The sequence below is a fragment of the Thermaurantiacus tibetensis genome (assembly GCF_015354055.1).
Classification (GTDB): Bacteria; Pseudomonadota; Alphaproteobacteria; order Sphingomonadales; family Sphingomonadaceae; genus Thermaurantiacus; species Thermaurantiacus tibetensis.
Map to the genome: position 1 here is coordinate 697359 of NZ_JACHTM010000001.1, position 15462 is coordinate 712820.

General features: G+C 71.1%; 15 protein-coding genes. 13 read left to right on the forward strand and 2 right to left on the reverse strand.

Going from position 1 to position 15462, the window contains the following annotated elements; genetic code table 11:
- Positions 1-4 precede the first annotated feature (4 nt).
- The 13 genes from H3H34_RS03520 to H3H34_RS03580 all read left to right on the forward strand — a co-directional run bounded on the left by H3H34_RS03520 (position 5) and on the right by H3H34_RS03580 (position 14340).
- Entirely contained in the window at positions 5-706 is a 702-nt protein-coding gene (locus H3H34_RS03520; protein WP_328831126.1) for a phosphocholine cytidylyltransferase family protein, read from the forward strand.
- A complete protein-coding gene (locus H3H34_RS03525) occupies positions 706-2178 on the forward strand; it encodes a capsule assembly Wzi family protein (protein ID WP_194743835.1) in 1473 nt (490 codons plus the stop codon). Before H3H34_RS03520 ends, H3H34_RS03525 begins: the two co-directional genes overlap by 1 nt.
- A gap of 39 nt (positions 2179-2217) precedes the next feature.
- Positions 2218-2880 carry a ligase-associated DNA damage response endonuclease PdeM gene (pdeM, locus tag H3H34_RS03530; RefSeq protein WP_194743836.1) on the forward strand — a complete coding sequence of 221 codons (663 nt, stop codon included), beginning with the start codon at positions 2218-2220 and terminating at the stop codon, positions 2878-2880.
- Positions 2877-3536 (forward strand): fumarylacetoacetate hydrolase family protein, encoded by a 660-nt coding sequence (locus H3H34_RS03535; RefSeq protein WP_194743837.1) that lies wholly within the window; start codon positions 2877-2879, stop codon positions 3534-3536. Before pdeM ends, H3H34_RS03535 begins: the two co-directional genes overlap by 4 nt.
- A 58-nt stretch (positions 3537-3594) precedes the next feature.
- Positions 3595-4176 (forward strand): DUF1134 domain-containing protein, encoded by a 582-nt coding sequence (locus H3H34_RS03540; RefSeq protein ID WP_194743838.1) that lies wholly within the window; start codon positions 3595-3597, stop codon positions 4174-4176.
- A gap of 53 nt (positions 4177-4229) precedes the next feature.
- Entirely contained in the window at positions 4230-6464 is a 2235-nt protein-coding gene (locus H3H34_RS03545; RefSeq protein ID WP_194743839.1) for an LPS-assembly protein LptD, read from the forward strand.
- 177 nt (positions 6465-6641) lie between these two features.
- Positions 6642-7991, forward strand: a complete 1350-nt coding sequence (locus H3H34_RS03550) for a peptidylprolyl isomerase (RefSeq protein ID WP_194744102.1) — start codon at positions 6642-6644, stop codon at positions 7989-7991.
- Positions 7988-9052, forward strand: coding sequence for a 4-hydroxythreonine-4-phosphate dehydrogenase PdxA (gene pdxA, locus H3H34_RS03555; RefSeq protein WP_235945260.1), 1065 nt, complete (start codon positions 7988-7990; stop codon positions 9050-9052). The genes H3H34_RS03550 and pdxA overlap by 4 nt, the downstream gene beginning before the upstream one ends.
- Positions 9049-9933, forward strand: a complete 885-nt coding sequence (gene rsmA, locus H3H34_RS03560; protein ID WP_235945262.1) for a 16S rRNA (adenine(1518)-N(6)/adenine(1519)-N(6))-dimethyltransferase RsmA — start codon at positions 9049-9051, stop codon at positions 9931-9933. Before pdxA ends, rsmA begins: the two co-directional genes overlap by 4 nt.
- 10 nt (positions 9934-9943) lie before the next feature.
- Positions 9944-11164: an LptF/LptG family permease gene (locus tag H3H34_RS03565; protein WP_194743840.1), complete on the forward strand. Its 1221-nt coding sequence runs from the start codon at positions 9944-9946 to the stop codon at positions 11162-11164.
- Positions 11164-12282, forward strand: a complete 1119-nt coding sequence (gene lptG / locus H3H34_RS03570; RefSeq protein WP_194743841.1) for an LPS export ABC transporter permease LptG — start codon at positions 11164-11166, stop codon at positions 12280-12282. The genes H3H34_RS03565 and lptG overlap by 1 nt, the downstream gene beginning before the upstream one ends.
- Before the next feature lie 163 nt (positions 12283-12445).
- Positions 12446-13195 (forward strand): sterol desaturase family protein, encoded by a 750-nt coding sequence (locus H3H34_RS03575; RefSeq protein WP_194744105.1) that lies wholly within the window; start codon positions 12446-12448, stop codon positions 13193-13195.
- On the forward strand, positions 13192-14340 hold the full coding sequence (locus H3H34_RS03580; protein WP_207790787.1) for an N-acetyltransferase: 1149 nt from the start codon (positions 13192-13194) through the stop codon (positions 14338-14340). Before H3H34_RS03575 ends, H3H34_RS03580 begins: the two co-directional genes overlap by 4 nt.
- Positions 14341-14348: 8 nt before the next feature.
- Here the strand turns inward: H3H34_RS03580 and H3H34_RS03585 are convergent, their stop codons facing one another.
- The gene (locus H3H34_RS03585) at positions 14349-15119 is read right to left on the reverse strand and encodes an exodeoxyribonuclease III (RefSeq protein ID WP_194744106.1); all 771 of its coding nucleotides are present in this window, start codon (positions 15117-15119) and stop codon (positions 14349-14351) included.
- A complete protein-coding gene (locus H3H34_RS03590; protein WP_194743843.1) occupies positions 15116-15445 on the reverse strand; it encodes a HesB/IscA family protein in 330 nt (109 codons plus the stop codon). The genes H3H34_RS03585 and H3H34_RS03590 overlap by 4 nt, the downstream gene beginning before the upstream one ends.
- Between the last annotated feature and the right edge of the window lie 17 nt (positions 15446-15462).

Below are 15462 nucleotides of genomic sequence, written 5' to 3' on the forward strand. Positions count from 1 at the left end.
GGACGTGACCGGCAGGCCGGGCGCCGTGGTGCTCGCAGCGGGCGCCGGCTCGCGGTTGCGCTCCGTGGCCCCGGTCAAGCCGCTGGTGCCGGTCGCTGGCCGGCCGCTCCTCCTCCGCGTGATCGATGCGCTGCGCGCGGCGGGTGTGGGCCGGGTCACGGTCGTCGTGGGGCATGCGGCTGCCGAGGTCGCGGCGGTTGTCGCGCAGGTCCCCGACACCCTGACGGTCGAGAACCCGGCGTGGGGCAGGGCACCCAACGGCGTCTCGGTGCTGGCGGCACGTGTCCATATCCGCGAGGGGACGCTCCTCGTGATGGGGGATCATCTCGTCTCGCCGCAGCTTCTCCAGCGGCTGGTCGCCCAGGGTCCGGTTCGTGACGGGGTTGTGCTTGCGGTCGACCGGAGGCTCGGGCATCCGGCCGTCGACGAGGCGGACGTGACTCGGGTGCGGACGCGGGAGGAGCGGATCGTGGATCTCGGCAAGGACCTCCGAATCTACGACGCCCACGACACCGGGGCCTTCGTCGTGAGCCCGGCGCTGGTCGCGGCGCTGGAGCAGCTCGACTCGCCCTCCCTTTCCGACGGCGTCCGGCGGCTCGCCCGTGCGGGGCGGGCGCTGGCGCGCGACATCGGGGACGCCTTCTGGCTCGACGTCGACGACCCGCGGGCGCTCGCGCTCGCCGAGCGGCACCTGGCGCGGGCCTGATGCGGCCGGCGCTTGTGCTGATGGCGCTGGTGGCATCTCCGGCGCTGGCCGGGCCCTGGGCCGAGCCGGGCGACGCACGCCTCAGGGCCGACATCGAGCTGCTTCGCGCCCACCGGATCATCACCGGCCCGGCCGAGAGCTGGCCGCTGCCCTGGGCGCAGATCGAGCGCGGCCTTCTCCGCGCGGAGGGCATGGCGCTGCCGCCCAATGTCGAGGCCGCCCTTCGGCGCGTGCGCCTGCTTGCGGACTGGAACCGCCGCCCGACCCGGTTCCGGGCCGAGGCGCGGGTCACGAACGAGCCGGCGCTGGTCAGGGGCTTTCAGCGCACTGCGCGCGGGGACGTCGACTTGATGGTCGGCGCCTCGCACGACGTGGGCCGCTTCACGTTCGGCTGGGGTGCCAGCTTCATCCGCCGCGGCGACCGGCCGGCCACCGAAGTGACTGGCGGCGCCCAGCTCCGGCCGATCACGGCCGCAGTGCGGCTTGGCAACCTCGCGCTCTATGGCGGCCATGTCGAGACCGACTGGGGGCCGAGCGAGGAGGGTGGCCTCCTCTTCTCCACCTCCGCCCGGCCCTTCCCGAAGGTCGGTTTCAGGATGCTCGAGCCGAAGCAGATCAAGCTGCCGGTGCTCCGCTGGCTTGGGCCCGTGCGGTTCGAGATGTTCGGCGGCGTGCTCGACGAGGAGCGCGACTACCGCAACGCGGTCGTGGTCGCGATGCGCTTCGAGGCTGAGCCCGTGCCCGGCCTGACCGTCAGCTTCCAGCGGGCCATGCAGCAGTGCGGCAAGGGCCGCCCCTGCGACCTCGACACGTTCGCCCGGGCGCTCCTTGGCCTCGGCGACTTCGACAACACGGGCTCCTTCGACGAGCCCGGGAACCAGATCGCCGGTTTCGACCTTGCCTGGAACTTCCCGATCGGCAGCGGCGGGCATGCCGGCCGCCTGTTCTTCGAGACGGTGGCGGAAGACGCGGACAACATCATCATCGAGCAGTTCGCTCGCCGCGGCGGCGGCCGCATCGCCGGCCCGCTCGGGCGCTCAGGCGCCAGCTGGTCGGCCGGCATCGAATATGTCGACACGCTGGCCTCCCACTTCTTCGGCGGCACCAAGTTCCCAGGCTCGCTCTACAACCACTTCATCTACACCGACGGCTTCACCTACGACCGCCGGCCGATCGGCTTCTCGCTCGACGGCGATACCCGCATGCTCTCGTTTGACGTGGCCGTCATCGACACGCGCAACCGCCGCTTCCACGCCTCGCTGCGGGATGCGAACATCAACGTTTCGTCCACCCCGCTCCATCGCATCTCGCGGACGAACGAGCGCTTCCTCATCGGCACCGTCGGCGCCGACGTGCCGAGCCGGTTCGGCGACCTCCGGCTCGAGCTCCGGGCCCAGGGGGACCGGCCCGACACACCAGGCCGGAAGGACCCCGAGGTGCAGGTCGAGGCCGGCTGGATGACCCGCTTCTGACCCTTTTCGGCGACCGCGATGTTCGCTATCCGTTCCGCCATGGAAACCTTGCGGCTTGGCGGGCACGCGCTCGCACCCCTGCCCTGCGGGGCGCTCTTCTGGCCAGCGCGGCGGTTGCTGATCGTCGCCGACCTCCATCTTGAGAAGGGAAGTGCGCTCGCACGCCAGGGGTGGCTGGTGCCTCCGTACGACAGTCGCGATACGCTCGCCCGGCTCGAGCGCGCCATCGCCACGACGGGGGCCACCGCGGTGCTGGCGCTCGGCGACAGCTTCCATGACGCCGCCGGGCCGTGCCGCCTGCCGGATGCCGAGCGCCAACGCCTCGCCGCCCTGATTGCCCGGGTGGACTGGACCTGGATCGTCGGCAACCATGACGGCCACGCCCCAGGAACCCTGGGCGGGCGGGTGGTCCGGGAATGGGAGGTGGAGGGCCTCCGCTTCCGCCACGAGGCCGGCGGAGCCGGTCCGGAGGTCTCGGGCCACTTCCACCCCAAAGTCCGCCTCCCCGGTGTGCGCGGCCCGGCGCGCCGCTGCTTCGCGCTCGCCGGGGAGCGGCTCGTCCTTCCCGCCTATGGCAGCTACGCCGGCGGCCTCGACATCGCGAGCCCCGAGCTTGCCGAGGCCCTCGGGGAACCGCCGGTCGCGCTGCTGCCAAGCGCACGCGGGATCGTCCGGATCGTCCCCGAACGGTGCGCCGCATGAGCTGGTTTCCGGCACCCGAGGCGCGGATCTTCTGCGCGGCCGTCAACTACGCGGCCCATCGCGAGGAGATGGGCCGCGGCGAACGCGACGCGCACCCGATGCTCTTCCTGCGCACGCCGGCCTCGCTGGTGCCGGCGGGGGAGGGCATCGTGAAGCCGGCCACTTCCGACTGCCTCGACTTCGAGGGCGAGCTCGCGGTCGTCATCGGGCGGCCGGGCCGGCGGATCGGCCGCGCGGATGCGCTCTCCCACGTGGCCGGCTACACCTGCTTCATGGATGGCTCGGTGAGGGACTGGCAGCGCCACACCGCCCAGTTCACGCCCGGCAAGAACTTCGACCGCTCGGGCAGCATCGGCCCGGAGCTGGTGCCGCCCGAGGACTTCGGTGACTGGCGCGCGCACCGGCTGACCACCCGCGTCAACGGGCGGGTGGTGCAGGAGACCGAGACGGCGCTCATGCTCTTCGACATCGAGACGCTCATCGGCTACATCAGCGGCTTTACGGAGCTGAAGCCGGGGGACGTGATCGCGACGGGCACCTGCGCCGGGGTGGGCGAGAAGCGCACGCCGCCGCTCTTCCTGTTTCCGGGGGACCTGGTGGAAGTGGAGGTGAGCGGCATTCCGGTGCTGAGGAACCGGGTGGTGGCCGAGGGCTGACGGCGTGCCTTCGTTCCGATTCACCGGCGATTCACGCCCGGGCGGCAAGGGGGTGGGCATGTGGATCCGCGCTGTCCTGATTGCCGCGACGCTCGCTGCGGTTCCAGCCCTTGCCCAGACCCGCGGACCCCAAGCGTCAGCTGAAAAGACCGAGTCCTCGGGCTACAGCTTCGAGGAGATCCTGGCCGCGGCCGATGGCGCCTTCGGCAAGGGGACGCAGGGTCTCGCCAAGGCGATCGAGCGCGCCTTCGCCGAAAACGGCCGGCCCAACGCCTACATCGTCGGCCGGGAAGGCGGCGGCGCCTTCGGCGTCGGCCTCCGCTACGGCAAGGGCACGCTCCATTCCAAGGTCGAGGGCAACCGGCGGGTCTACTGGCAGGGCCCCTCCTTCGGCCCCGACGTCGGCGGCGATGCGTCCACCGTGTTCATCCTCGTCTACGACCTTCACGACAGCGAGGAGATCTTCCGCCGCTACCCGGCCATCGAAGGACGGGCCTATCTCGTCGGCGGCGTCTCGGTGGGGTATCACCAGCTCGACCGGGTCCGCCTTGTGCCGGTGCGCCTCGGCGCCGGCTGGCGGATCGGTGCCAACGTCGGCTACCTCCACTTCTCCAAGCGTCGCCGCGTGATTCCGATCTGACGGCAGACCTCGCGGCTTGCGAGCGCTGGCCGCCTCCCCCTAAGCGCCGCCGCATGCCGATGGCGCGCCACCTGCTGCCGGTCTGCTGCGCTGCGGCCGTCCTCGCCGCGTCGGCTGAGGCAGGGGTGCCGGCGGAGGGTGCGTCGGCGACCGACGCGTCGCCGCAGGAGGACCCGGAGGCCGAGGAGCTCGTGGCCCTCGCCGCCGACGAGCTCGTCTACCTCGAGCGCGAGGACCAGGTCATCGCAACCGGCAACGTGATCCTGCGCCGGGCCGACCAGGTGCTGACGGCCGATCGCGTCACCTGGGACCGGCGGGCCGGCACCGTCGAGGCCGCGGGCGCGGTCCGCATCGGCGATGCGCGCGGGAACGTGCTCGTGGCCGACCTGATCCTGCTCTCCGACGACCTTCGTGACGGCGCCATCGAGAATCTCCTCCTCGTGCTCGAGGATGGCGGAAGGCTGGCCGCGCGGGCCGCCCGGCGGCAGGACCGCGTGTCGCAGCTCGACCGGGCGATCTACTCGCCCTGCAACGTGCTCGACGACGCGGGCTGCCCGCAGGCGCCGCTGTGGGCCGTCAGGGCGGTCCGGGTCCGCCACGACCCGGCGGAGGGCCGCGTCTTCTACCGCCGTGTCCGCTTCGAGGTGCTGGGGCGCCCCGTCCTCGGGCTTCCGTCCTTCTCGCACCCGGACAGCGCGCTCCGCAACCAGTCCGGCCTGCTCTCGCCGGATGTCACGGTCTCGAACGTGCTCGGCTTCGAGCTGGCCATCCCGTGGTACTGGGCGATTGGCCCCGACCGGGACCTGACTGCCACGGCCCGCCTCTACACGCGCGAGAACCCGCTCCTGGACGTGGAATATCGCCACCTGCTGGCAGGAGGCCCGGTGCGGGCGCGTCTGGCCGCCACCTGGTCGGAAGGCCGGCGGTTCGACACCGGCGGCGGGATCGTCACGACCGGGCGCGAGGCCGCCAGGGGCCTTTTCGAGGCCAACGGCCGTGTGCGCCATGCGGGCGGCTGGACCTCGACCTTCTCCGCCCGGCTCACCAACGACCGCACCTTTCCGGGCCGTTACGAACTGACCTACGATGTCCGCCTGCGGACGGTCTACGCCATCGAGCGGCAGACGGAGAGCCTCTACCTCGGCGGGCGCGGCTGGTACTTTCAGGATCTTGCGCCCGGTGCCGCGCCGGCGCGCACGCCCATCGCGCTCCCCCTCTTCGACGTGACCTGGCGGCCAGCCATGCGCCCGCTCGGCGGCCGGCTCCGCTTCGACACCAATGCCCTCAGCCTGTTCCGGGAGGATGGGCAGGACATGAACCGCCTTCTCGCGCAGCTCCAGTGGGACCGGCTGTTCACCACGCCCATGGGGCAGCGAATCACCGTCTCGGGCCTGGTGCGCGCCGACGGCTACCATGTCGCCGACGCAGCCTTCGCCGATGACCCGGCCTACGCCGGCGAGGACGGCTTCCGGGGCCGCATCGTGCCGCTCGTCGCGGTCGATCTCCAGTGGCCGCTCGTGGGCCCTCTCGGCCGCGGCACCCAGAACCTGACCCCGCGGCTGCAGTTCGTGGCCTCCACGCGCGGCGCCAACCGGGGAATCCCGAACGAGGACAGCCGCGCCGTCGAGCTCGACGACCTTGGCCTGTTCGCCTTCAACCGCTTCCCCGGCTTCGACCGCTGGGAAGGCGGGGTGCGGATGGCCTATGGCCTGTCGTGGGACTGGGCGCGGCCGGGGATCGCGCTGTCTGCCGACATCGGCCAGAGCTATCGCTTCACCGACCATCCGGGGCTGTTTCCGGAAGGATCAGGCCTCGAGGACAGGCTCTCCGACATCGTCGGCCGGGTGACGCTGAGGGCCGGCAGGTTCGGCTCGCTCACGCAGCGGGTGCGGCTCGACAAGGACGACTTGACCGTCCGCCGTAGCGAGCTGGATCTCAGCTTCGGCACCGATTCGACCTTCGCGACCGTCGGCTATCTTCGCTTCAACCGCGACAGCGCCCTCGAGGATCTCGTCGACCAGGAGGAGCTCCGCTTCGGAGCGCAGGTTGCCCTGTTCCGCTACTGGTCGGCCTTCGCATCCATGATCATCGACCTCACCTCGACGGGCGAGGACCCGGCAACCGTCAACGACGGCTTCCAGCCGATCCGCCACCGGGTGGGGGTGATGTATCAGGACGAGTGTTTCGACTTCCGGTTCACGTGGCGGCGCAACTATGTCGACAACCTCAACGCGCCCCGGGGCAACAGCTTCTCCGTGTCGTTCCGGCTCACGAACCTCGGCCGGTGACGCCCGCCCGGTGACGCCCGCCCGGTGACGCCCGCCCGGTGACGCCCGCCCGGTGACGCCGGGGTCAGCCGGCGTTCACCGCCGCCCGGCTATGGCATCGGTGGCGATCTAAGGTTAGGTGATACCCGCAGAGCCGGGCGCCAACGCCCCGCGCCCAAGGTGAGTCCGTTCCTGCCGATGCCGTTCCGAACAGCTGTCATCGCTTCCGCACTTCTCGCCCTCGCCGTTGCCGCCGTTCCGGTCGCCCAGGCCCAGCAGACCGTCGGCCTGCGTGCGCCCGGCCAGGGCCTGTTCGCCGACCTTCCCGAACTCACGGTGCTCGGCTCGCTCGAGCCCAACGTCCGCAAGGCGACGGCCATCGTCAACGGCGACATCATCACCGACACCGACGTCGACCAGCGTCTCGCCCTCGTGCTTGCCGCCAGTGAGGGCCGCGTCTCCGAGCAGGAAAGGGACATCCTGCGCGTGCAGGTGCTGCGCAACCTTATCGACGAGAAGCTCCAGATCCAGGCGGCAAGCGAGAACGAGGTGAGCGTGCCCGAAGCCGAGGTCGAGCAGGCCTATGCGAGGGTCGCGGCCAACTTCCGCCAGAGCCCCGAGGAGTTCGCCCGCTTCCTCCGCCAGGCAGGCTCGTCGCCGGCCTCGATCAAGCAGCAGATCCGTGCCGAGCTCGCCTGGTCGCGGCTGCTGCGCAAGCGGATCGAGCCCTTCGTCAACGTCGGCGAGGAGGAGGTTGCCGCGATCATCCGCAAGCTCGAGGAGTCCAAGGGCAAGGACGAGTATCGGGTGGGCGAGATCTTCCTGTCTGCCACGCCCGACCAGCTGCCGCGGGTGCTCGCTGATGCCGCGCGCATGGTCCAGGCGATCCGCTCGGGTGCGAGCTTCGTTGCCTATGCGCGCCAGTTCTCCGAGGCCTCGACTGCGGCAGTCGGCGGCGATCTTGGGTGGGTGCGCGCCGAGCAGCTCTCGCCGCAGCTTGCCGAGGTCATCGTGAAGATGCCGCGCGGCACGGTCTCGGACCCGGTCGTGGTGCCGGGCGGGGTCGCCATCGTCGCCCTGATCGACCAGCGCCAGGTGCTTGCCGCCAATCCCGCTGACGCCATCCTCTCGATGAAGCAGATCACGGTGGCCTTGCCGGAGGGCACCACCGAGGCGAAGGCGCGGCAGATTGCCGAGCAGATCCAGGCGCGCACCCGCACCATGGGCGGCTGCGGCCGCGCCGAGGCGGTTGCCGCGGAGCTCGGCGGCACCGTCGTCGCCAACGACAGCATCCGCCTGGGGGACCTCCCCGGACCGCTCCAGGACATCGTCGCCCGCCTGCCCGTCGGCGGCGCAACGCCCGCCTTCGGCTCCCAGCGCGATGGTCTGCGAGTGCTGGTGCTGTGCGGCCGGGATGATCCTCCCGCGAACGCCGGCATGCCCTCGTTCGATGCCATCTACGCGCAGATCACGGACGAGCGGGTCAACAGTGCCGCTCGCCGCTATCTCCGGGATCTGCGGCGCGACGCGGTCGTGGACTACCGATGATGGACGAGCTTCTCGCCGGGGCTGCACGAGGCGCCACGCGGGCGGGAAGCGTGGCGCCCGGCGAGCCTCTCGCTCCCCTTGCAGTGGCGCTCGGCGACCCGGCCGGAATCGGGCCGGAGGTGACCGCCAAGGCCTGGGCCATGCGTCATGCCCATGGCCTCTCTCCGTTCCTTGCGATCGGCGACCGGCGGGCGCTTGAGGCCGTGTGGCCAGGGCCGGTCATCGGCATCGGCCACCCTCGGGAGGCCCCGGCCGTCTTCGACCAGGGCCTGCCGCTCCTCCAGGTGGACGACCCGGGGCCCGTCGTGCCGGGCGAGCCCAGCCTCGCCGGTGCGCGCTGCGCCCTCGATTCGGTCGAGCTCGCGGTCGGGCTCGCCCGCGCCGGGACGGTCGCGGGGGTCGTGACCGCACCGGTCGCCAAGAGCCAGCTTTACGCCATCGGTTTCCGGCATCCGGGCCAGACCGAGTTCATCGCCGAACGCTGCGGGGTCGCGGCCACCAATGTCGCCATGATGATGGTGGGGCCCGACCTGCGGACGGTGCCGGTCACCATCCACGTGCCGCTGGCCGAGGTGCCGGGCCTGCTGTCCACGGACCTCATCGCCGCCCGCGCGCGGACGGCTGCGCGCGGCCTTGCCCGGGACTTCGGCATCGCGCGGCCGCGGCTCGCAATTGCCGGGCTCAACCCTCATGCCGGCGAGGGAGGGGCCATGGGCGGCGAGGAGGAGGCCGTGATCGCCCCTGCCATTGCCCTTCTGCGGGAGGAAGGCCTTGACGTCTCCGGCCCGTTCGCCGCGGACTCGCTGTTCCATGCGGCAGCGCGCAGCCGCTACGACGCTGCCATCTGCATGTATCACGACCAGGCGCTCATCCCGCTCAAGACGCTCCACTTCGACGAGGGCGTGAACATGACGCTCGGGCTGCCGATCCTGCGGACGGCGCCGGACCACGGCACCGCCTTTGACCTTGCCGGCCGCAACCTCGCCTCGCCGCGCGCGATGATTGCGGCCATCCGTCTCGCCGGCGCGTGCGCCCGGGCACGCCTGGCCTCCGCGTCTTGACGCTGGCCGAGGCCTCCGGGCCTGCCTCCCGGCTCGACGGGCTGCCGCCTCTGCGTGACGTCATCGCCGCCGCCGGGCTCCGGGCCGACCGGGCGCTCGGGCAGAACTTCCTGCTCGACACCAATCTCCTCGACCGCATTGCCGCACTCGTGCCGCTTGCTGCCGGCGACACGGTCTACGAGGTGGGCCCGGGGCCGGGCGGGCTCACCCGGGCGCTCCTGAAGCGCGGGGCCCGCGTCGTCGCCGTCGAGCGCGACCGGCGCGCCGTCGCCGCGCTTGCCCCGCTCGTCGAGGCGGCCGGAGGGCAGCTCCACCTCGTCGAGGGCGATGCGCTGGCGGTCGACGCGCGGGCGCTGGCGGGGGAGGGCGCCCATATCGCCGCCAACCTTCCCTACAACATCGCCACGCCCCTTCTGGTCGGCTGGCTCCTTTCTGAACCCTGGCCGCCCTGGTGGCGCTCGGCCACGCTCATGTTCCAGCGCGAGGTGGCCGAGCGGATCGTGGCGCGCCCGGGCGACCCGGCCTATGGCCGCCTCTCGGTGCTGGCGGCCTTCCGCACCCGGGCGCGCATCCTGGTGCGGCTTCCGGCACGGGCCTTCGTGCCCGCTCCGAAGGTCGAGAGCGCCGTGGTGCAGCTGCTGCCGCAGGCGCCGGTCGCCGACGTGGCCGTGGCACGCGTGGCCGACCTCACCGCCCGCGCCTTCGGCCAGCGCCGCAAGATGCTCCGGCAGTCGCTCCGGGGCTACCTGCCAGCGGTTGCGGCAGCGGGGATCGATCCCACCCGAAGGGCGGAGACGCTCGGCGTTGCCGAGTTCGCGGCCATCGCGGCGCATCTGGAGCCTGCGGGGGCCGGCCTTCCGGCATCCGAAGGCGGCTGCTAGGGGCGCGAGGGTGCCTCGGCTTCTCGTGCTCGACCGCTACCTGCTGCGGCTCATCCTCGCGCCGCTGTTCGGCACGCTCGTGCTCGCCGCGATGCTGCTCCTTCTCGAGAAGATGCTGAACCTCTTCAACTTCGTCATCAACGAGGGCGGGCCCGTCTCGGTCGTTTGGCGGATGCTCGGCAACCTGGTCCCCGAGTATCTCGGGCTCGGCATCCCGATCGGGGTGATGCTCGGCATCCTGCTCGCCTTCCGGCGGCTTGCGCTCTCCTCCGAGCTCGACGCCATGCGCGCAGTCGGCCTTTCCTACGGCCGGATGCTCCGGGTACCGTTCGCCATTGCCAGCCTCTTCGCCGTCATCAACTTCGGCATCGTCGGCTTTCTCCAGCCCTTCGCGCGCTACAACTACGAGGGCCTGCGCTACGAGCTGAGGAGCGGCGCGCTCGGCGCGAGCATCCGCGTCGGCGAGTTCGCGACCTTCGGCAAGCGCTTCACGCTGCGCGTGGAAGAGAGCCTCGAGGGTGGCCGGAACCTGCGTGGCATTTTCCTGCGCACGGTGGACTCAAAGGGCGGCGAACTGGCGGCAACGGCTGCGACCGGGCGCTTCCTGCGCTCCGACGACCCCGACGTCATCCTCCTGCGCCTGCAGAATGGCACCCTGGTGCACGACCCCGACGGGTCAACGCCGCGCGCCCTTTCCTTCGCCCAGCACGACATTCCCATCAGCCTCCCGGCCATCGAGCGGTTCCGCGCCCGGGGCGACGGCAGCATCGAGCTCTCCATCCCCGAGCTTGCGGCAACCGCGGCCGACGCGTCCGCCACGCCCGAGGCACGCCGGCAGGCGGCCGCCACCCTGCACCGGCGCATCATCCAGTGCGTCGTCATGTTCGTGCTGCCGCTCCTGGCGGTCGCGCTTGCCGTGCCGCCCAAGCGCAGCACCTCGGCGCTTGGCGTGTTCCTCTCCGTCGTGATCCTGGTCAGCTACCACAAGCTCACCGAATATGGCGAGCGGATGGCGGGCATCGGCCGGATCGATCCCGTGCTGGCCCAGTGGGTCCCGTTCGCGGCCTTCGCCGCCTTCTGTCTGTGGGTCTATCACGTGCTTGCCCACCGGCCCGGAGGCCAGCCCATCGGCGCGCTCGAGCGCGGCTTCGCAGCCCTCCAGCGGCGCGTCGCGAACCTGTTCGGCCGGCGCCGCCGCCTGTTCGCCGATGTCGCGGTTCCTGCCGGCTGATGGCCACGCGCCTGCACCGTGCCGCGCCCGACCGGCTTTTCCCGGCGCCGACTCTTGCCCGCTATACCGCGCGCATGTTCCTCCTGCGCACGCTCGCCTTCCTCGCAGGCCTGGTCATCATCCTCCAGACCCTTGACCTCCTCGGCGAATCGAGCCGGATCCTCGCCGTCGAGGGCAATGGCGAGGCCGAGCTCTGGCGCTACGTCTCGCTCCGCCTGCCGCAGCTCGTCGCGCTGTTCCTGCCGTTTTCGGTGCTGCTCGCCACTCTCCTCACCTTCATCACCCTCAACCAGAACAGCGAGATCGTGATCTTCAAGGCGGCCGGCCTCTCGGCCCACCAGATTCTCGCCCCGCTCATGCTCGCAGGGCTCGCCGTCGCCGGGGTCAGCTTCCTCTTCAACGAGCGCATCCTCACCCGCGCGCAGGCAAGCTTCGACCGCTGGAAGGCGGCTGAGTATCGCCCGGTCGATGCGCGCGGAACCGGCTCCGGCGAGGTCTGGGTGCGAAGCGGCCCCGACCTCGTCCGCGCCGGCCGGGTGTCGGGCGCGGGCGCGGCGACCCGCCTCGAGGATCTTGTCGTGTTCGACCGCGAGGAGGACCGGCTCGTCGCGCGGATCGAGGCCGCGCGCGCGGTGCCGGTCCAGGGCGGCTGGCGTCTCGACGAAGTTCGCGTGTTCGACGTGCGGACGGCTGGCGAGGCCCGGCATGACACGCTCGTCCTGCCGCTTGCGGCAAGCCCCGACCAGTTCACCACCCGCGACGTCAACCCGAAGCACACCGCCTTCTGGGACCTCCTTCCGGCCATCGGTGCGCTGGAGGCAGCGGGCAAGCCGACCGACCGGCTGCGCGCGGAGCTCCATCACAAGGTGGCAGGCCCGCTGTCGGCCGCGCTCATGCCGCTGCTCGGAGCCGTCGCCGCCTTCGGTCTTGCCCGCTCGGGCCGGCTCTTCCTGCGCGCGGTCATCGGCCTGGCGCTGGGGTTCGCCTACTTCGTTGCCGACAATTTCGCCATGGCCATGGCCGACTTCGGCAACCTGCCGCCGGTCGCGGCGGCCTGGGCGCCGTTCCTCCTCTTCTTCCTTGTCGGCGAGAGCGTGCTGTTCCGCACCGAGGAATGATCGTCGCGGGGCGCCATGCCCTGCTGGAAATGCCGCCGCGCGTCCCCAAATCCGCCGCATTGCAGCGCCATGAGCGCAACCCGTGGAACGAGGAACCGAAGTCGTGAAGATTCCAAGCCTTGGGCGCCCCGGGATCTGGAGCCGTGCCCACTACCTTGACCGGATGAGCCTGCGCGAGCTCGTGGTCGCCTACTTCCAGTACTACGCGATCCAGGCCTATCTCGTCCTGGCCGTGGCAGCTCTCGGGGTGGCGTGGGTCTTGCGCCCCTCCGCTGGCGCGGCCTTGGCCGCAGCGCTGGCGGCCGTGCTCATCTACCCGCTCGCCTGGTATCTCATCCACCGCTTCATCCTGCACGGCACCTGGATGTTCCGGGTGCCGATGCTTGCGCGCACGTGGAAGCGCATCCACTACGACCACCACCAGGACCCCAACCACCTCGAGGTGCTGTTCGGCGCGCTCCACACCACGCTGCCGACCATCGCGCTTGCGACCGCGCCGGTCGGCTATCTCATCGGCGGGGCGGGCGGCGCGCTCGTCGCGTTCGCAGCCGGGCTCCTCATGACCTGCGCCTACGAGTTCGCGCACTGCATCCAGCACCTCTCCTACAAGCCGCGCCACCCGTGGCTTGCGGCGATGAAGCGGCGGCACATGGCCCACCACTTCCATGACGAGACCGGCAACTTCGGAATCGTGAGCTTCTGGCCCGACCGGCTGTTCGGCACCTTCTACGAACGCGAGGACCGGCCAGCGAAGTCGCCGACGGTGTTCAACCTCGGCTACACCGAGGAAGTGGCCGCCCGCTACCCGTGGGTCGCGCAGCTCTCCGGAGGGGTTGCGAAGGGCCATCCGCGTCGGCGCAACCCGGTCGCCGCTGCCGCGAACGATGACCGGGCACGCGCGGACGCCGCCTGACCGACGTGTCTTTGTCCATCGCGCCGGCGACCAGCCGGGCCGACCTCCGGGCCTTCGTCGAGCTTCTCTGGCGGGTCTATGCCGATGACCCGCACTGGGTTCCGCCCCTCCGCGGGGATGCGCTCGCCCTGGTCTCGGGCCCGGCCCGCAACCCCTATTTCGCCCATGCCGAGGTGCAGTGCTTCCTCGCCCGCCGCGGCGGGGAAGTGGTGGGCCGGATTGCCGCGCACGTGGATCGGCTCGTGCTCGAGCGCCGGCCCGGTCTTGGCCTCTGGGGCCTTTTCGAGGTCGCAGGCGACGATGCCGATGTGGGTGCCGCGCTCATCGCCACGGCGGAGGAGTGGCTGCGCGCCAAGGGCATGACGCGCGCCCAGGGGCCGATGAGCCTGTCCATCTGGGACGAGCCCGGCCTCCTTGTCGACGGTTTCGACTCTGCGCCCGCGGTGATGATGGGCCATCACCGCCCGTCCTACGCGCAGATGGTCACGGCCGCCGGCTACGCGGGGGTGAAGGACCTCCACGCCTGGGAGCTCGACATCGCCAAGCCGTTCCCCGAGCTCGTGCAGCGGATCATCGCGGCCGGCGAGCGCAACCCGAAGATCCGGGTGCGCGAGGCCGATCCGCGCCGCATCGACGCCGAGGCGAAGCTCGTGCTCGGGATCCTGAACGAGGCCTGGTCGGAGAACTGGGGCTTCGTGCCGCTGACCGACGCCGAGATCGCCTTTGCCGCCCGGAAGCTGCGGCCGGTCATGTTCCCCGACCTCATCCGGATCGCCGAGGTGGAAGGCGAGCCGGTCGCCTTCATGTTCACGCTTCCGGACGTGAACGAGCTCACCCGCGATCTTGACGGCAGGCTCTTTCCCTTCGGCTGGGCGAAGCTGCTCTGGCGGCTGAGGAAGCCGAAGGTAAGGCGGATGCGGGTGCCGCTCATGGGGGTGCGGAAGCGTCTCCAGGGCACGCGCATGGCCTCGCTTCTGGCCTTCATGATGATCGAGTACACGCGCCGGGCTTCGGTCGCGAACTATGGCGCAACGCGCGGCGAGATCGGCTGGATCCTCGAGGACAATGAGCCCATGCGCGCCATCGCCAGGGCCATCGACGCCGAGATCACCCGCACCTACCGGATCTACGAGAAGGACCTCTAGGGCCGGGCTCAGTCGGCGAGGTCGACCCAGACGGGCACGTGGTCCGACGCCTTGTCCCGGGCGCGGACGTCGCGGTCGATCCCGGCGTCCAGCATCCGGTCGGCTGCCGCCGGCGAGAGGAGCAGGTGATCGATCCGCAGGCCCCAGTTCTTCGCCCAGGCGCCGGCCTGATAGTCCCAGTAGGTGTAGACCGTCTCGTTGAGGAAGCGGGCGCGGATGGCATCCGTCCAGCCCTGGACGAGGATGCGGCGGAACGCCGCCCGCGACTCGGGGCGGCAGAGCGCGTCGTCCGCCATCTCGGCCGGTCGCGCGACGTCGGCGTCGGTCGGGCAGACGTTCCAGTCCCCGAGCAGCACCACCGCCTGCTCGGTGGCAAGGAGGTCGCGGGCGTGGCGTTCGAGCCGTTGCATCCACGCCAGCTTGTAGGCGAACTTGGGGCCGGGCTGGGGGTTGCCGTTGGGGAGATAGAGGTTGGCGATGCGCAGCCCGCCGATGCTGGCCTCGATGAACCGCGCCTGTTCGTCCTCGGGGTCTCCGGGCAGGCCGCGGCTCAGCTCACCGAGCGGCAGGCGCGACAGGAGCGCCACGCCGTTGAAGCCCTTCTGGCCGTGGGTCTCGACGTGCCAGCCGCGCGCCTCGAACGCGTCCCGCGGGAAGCGGGCGTCCTCGCACTTGATTTCCTGCAGCGCCACGACGTCCGGTTTCGCCTCCTCGAGCCACTGGAGGAGGCCGGCAAGCCGTGCAGCGATGCCGTTGACGTTGAAGGTGGCGAGCCTCACACCGAGAAGCTGGTGCCGCACCCGCAAGACGAGGCGGCGTTCGGGTTGCGGACGGCGAAGGCGGCGCTGCCGAGCGACTCGACATAGTCGACGACGCTTCCCTCGACGAAGGGGAGCGAGGTCTGGTCGATGACGAGGGCAACGCCGTCGGTCTCGGCGACGAAGTCATCCTCCGCCCGGGTCTCGGCGAGGCCGAAGCGATACTGGAAGCCCGCGCAGCCGCCGCCCTCGACCGAGAGGCGAAGGGCAGGGGGCTTGCCCTGGCGCTCGGCAATCGCCCGGACGCGCGCCGCTGCAGATGAGGAGAGCGTGATCATGACTTCCATCTAGGCGCAGGCGCGCC

Bases quoted from the DNA above. Each gene is read 5' to 3' on its own strand.
- H3H34_RS03525 (WP_194743835.1), top strand. From the start codon at position 706: ATGCGGCCGGCGCTTGTGCTGATGGCGCTGGTGGCATCTCCGGCGCTG.
- pdeM (WP_194743836.1), top strand. From the start codon at position 2,218: ATGGAAACCTTGCGGCTTGGCGGGCACGCGCTCGCACCCCTGCCCTGC.
- H3H34_RS03535 (WP_194743837.1), top strand. From the start codon at position 2,877: ATGAGCTGGTTTCCGGCACCCGAGGCGCGGATCTTCTGCGCGGCCGTC.
- H3H34_RS03540 (WP_194743838.1), top strand. From the start codon at position 3,595: ATGTGGATCCGCGCTGTCCTGATTGCCGCGACGCTCGCTGCGGTTCCA.
- H3H34_RS03545 (WP_194743839.1), top strand. From the start codon at position 4,230: ATGCCGATGGCGCGCCACCTGCTGCCGGTCTGCTGCGCTGCGGCCGTC.
- H3H34_RS03550 (WP_194744102.1), top strand. From the start codon at position 6,642: ATGCCGTTCCGAACAGCTGTCATCGCTTCCGCACTTCTCGCCCTCGCC.
- pdxA (WP_235945260.1), top strand. From the start codon at position 7,988: ATGATGGACGAGCTTCTCGCCGGGGCTGCACGAGGCGCCACGCGGGCG.
- lptG (WP_194743841.1), top strand. From the start codon at position 11,164: ATGGCCACGCGCCTGCACCGTGCCGCGCCCGACCGGCTTTTCCCGGCG.
- H3H34_RS03575 (WP_194744105.1), top strand. From the start codon at position 12,446: ATGAGCCTGCGCGAGCTCGTGGTCGCCTACTTCCAGTACTACGCGATC.
- H3H34_RS03590 (WP_194743843.1), bottom strand. From the start codon at position 15,445: ATGGAAGTCATGATCACGCTCTCCTCATCTGCAGCGGCGCGCGTCCGG.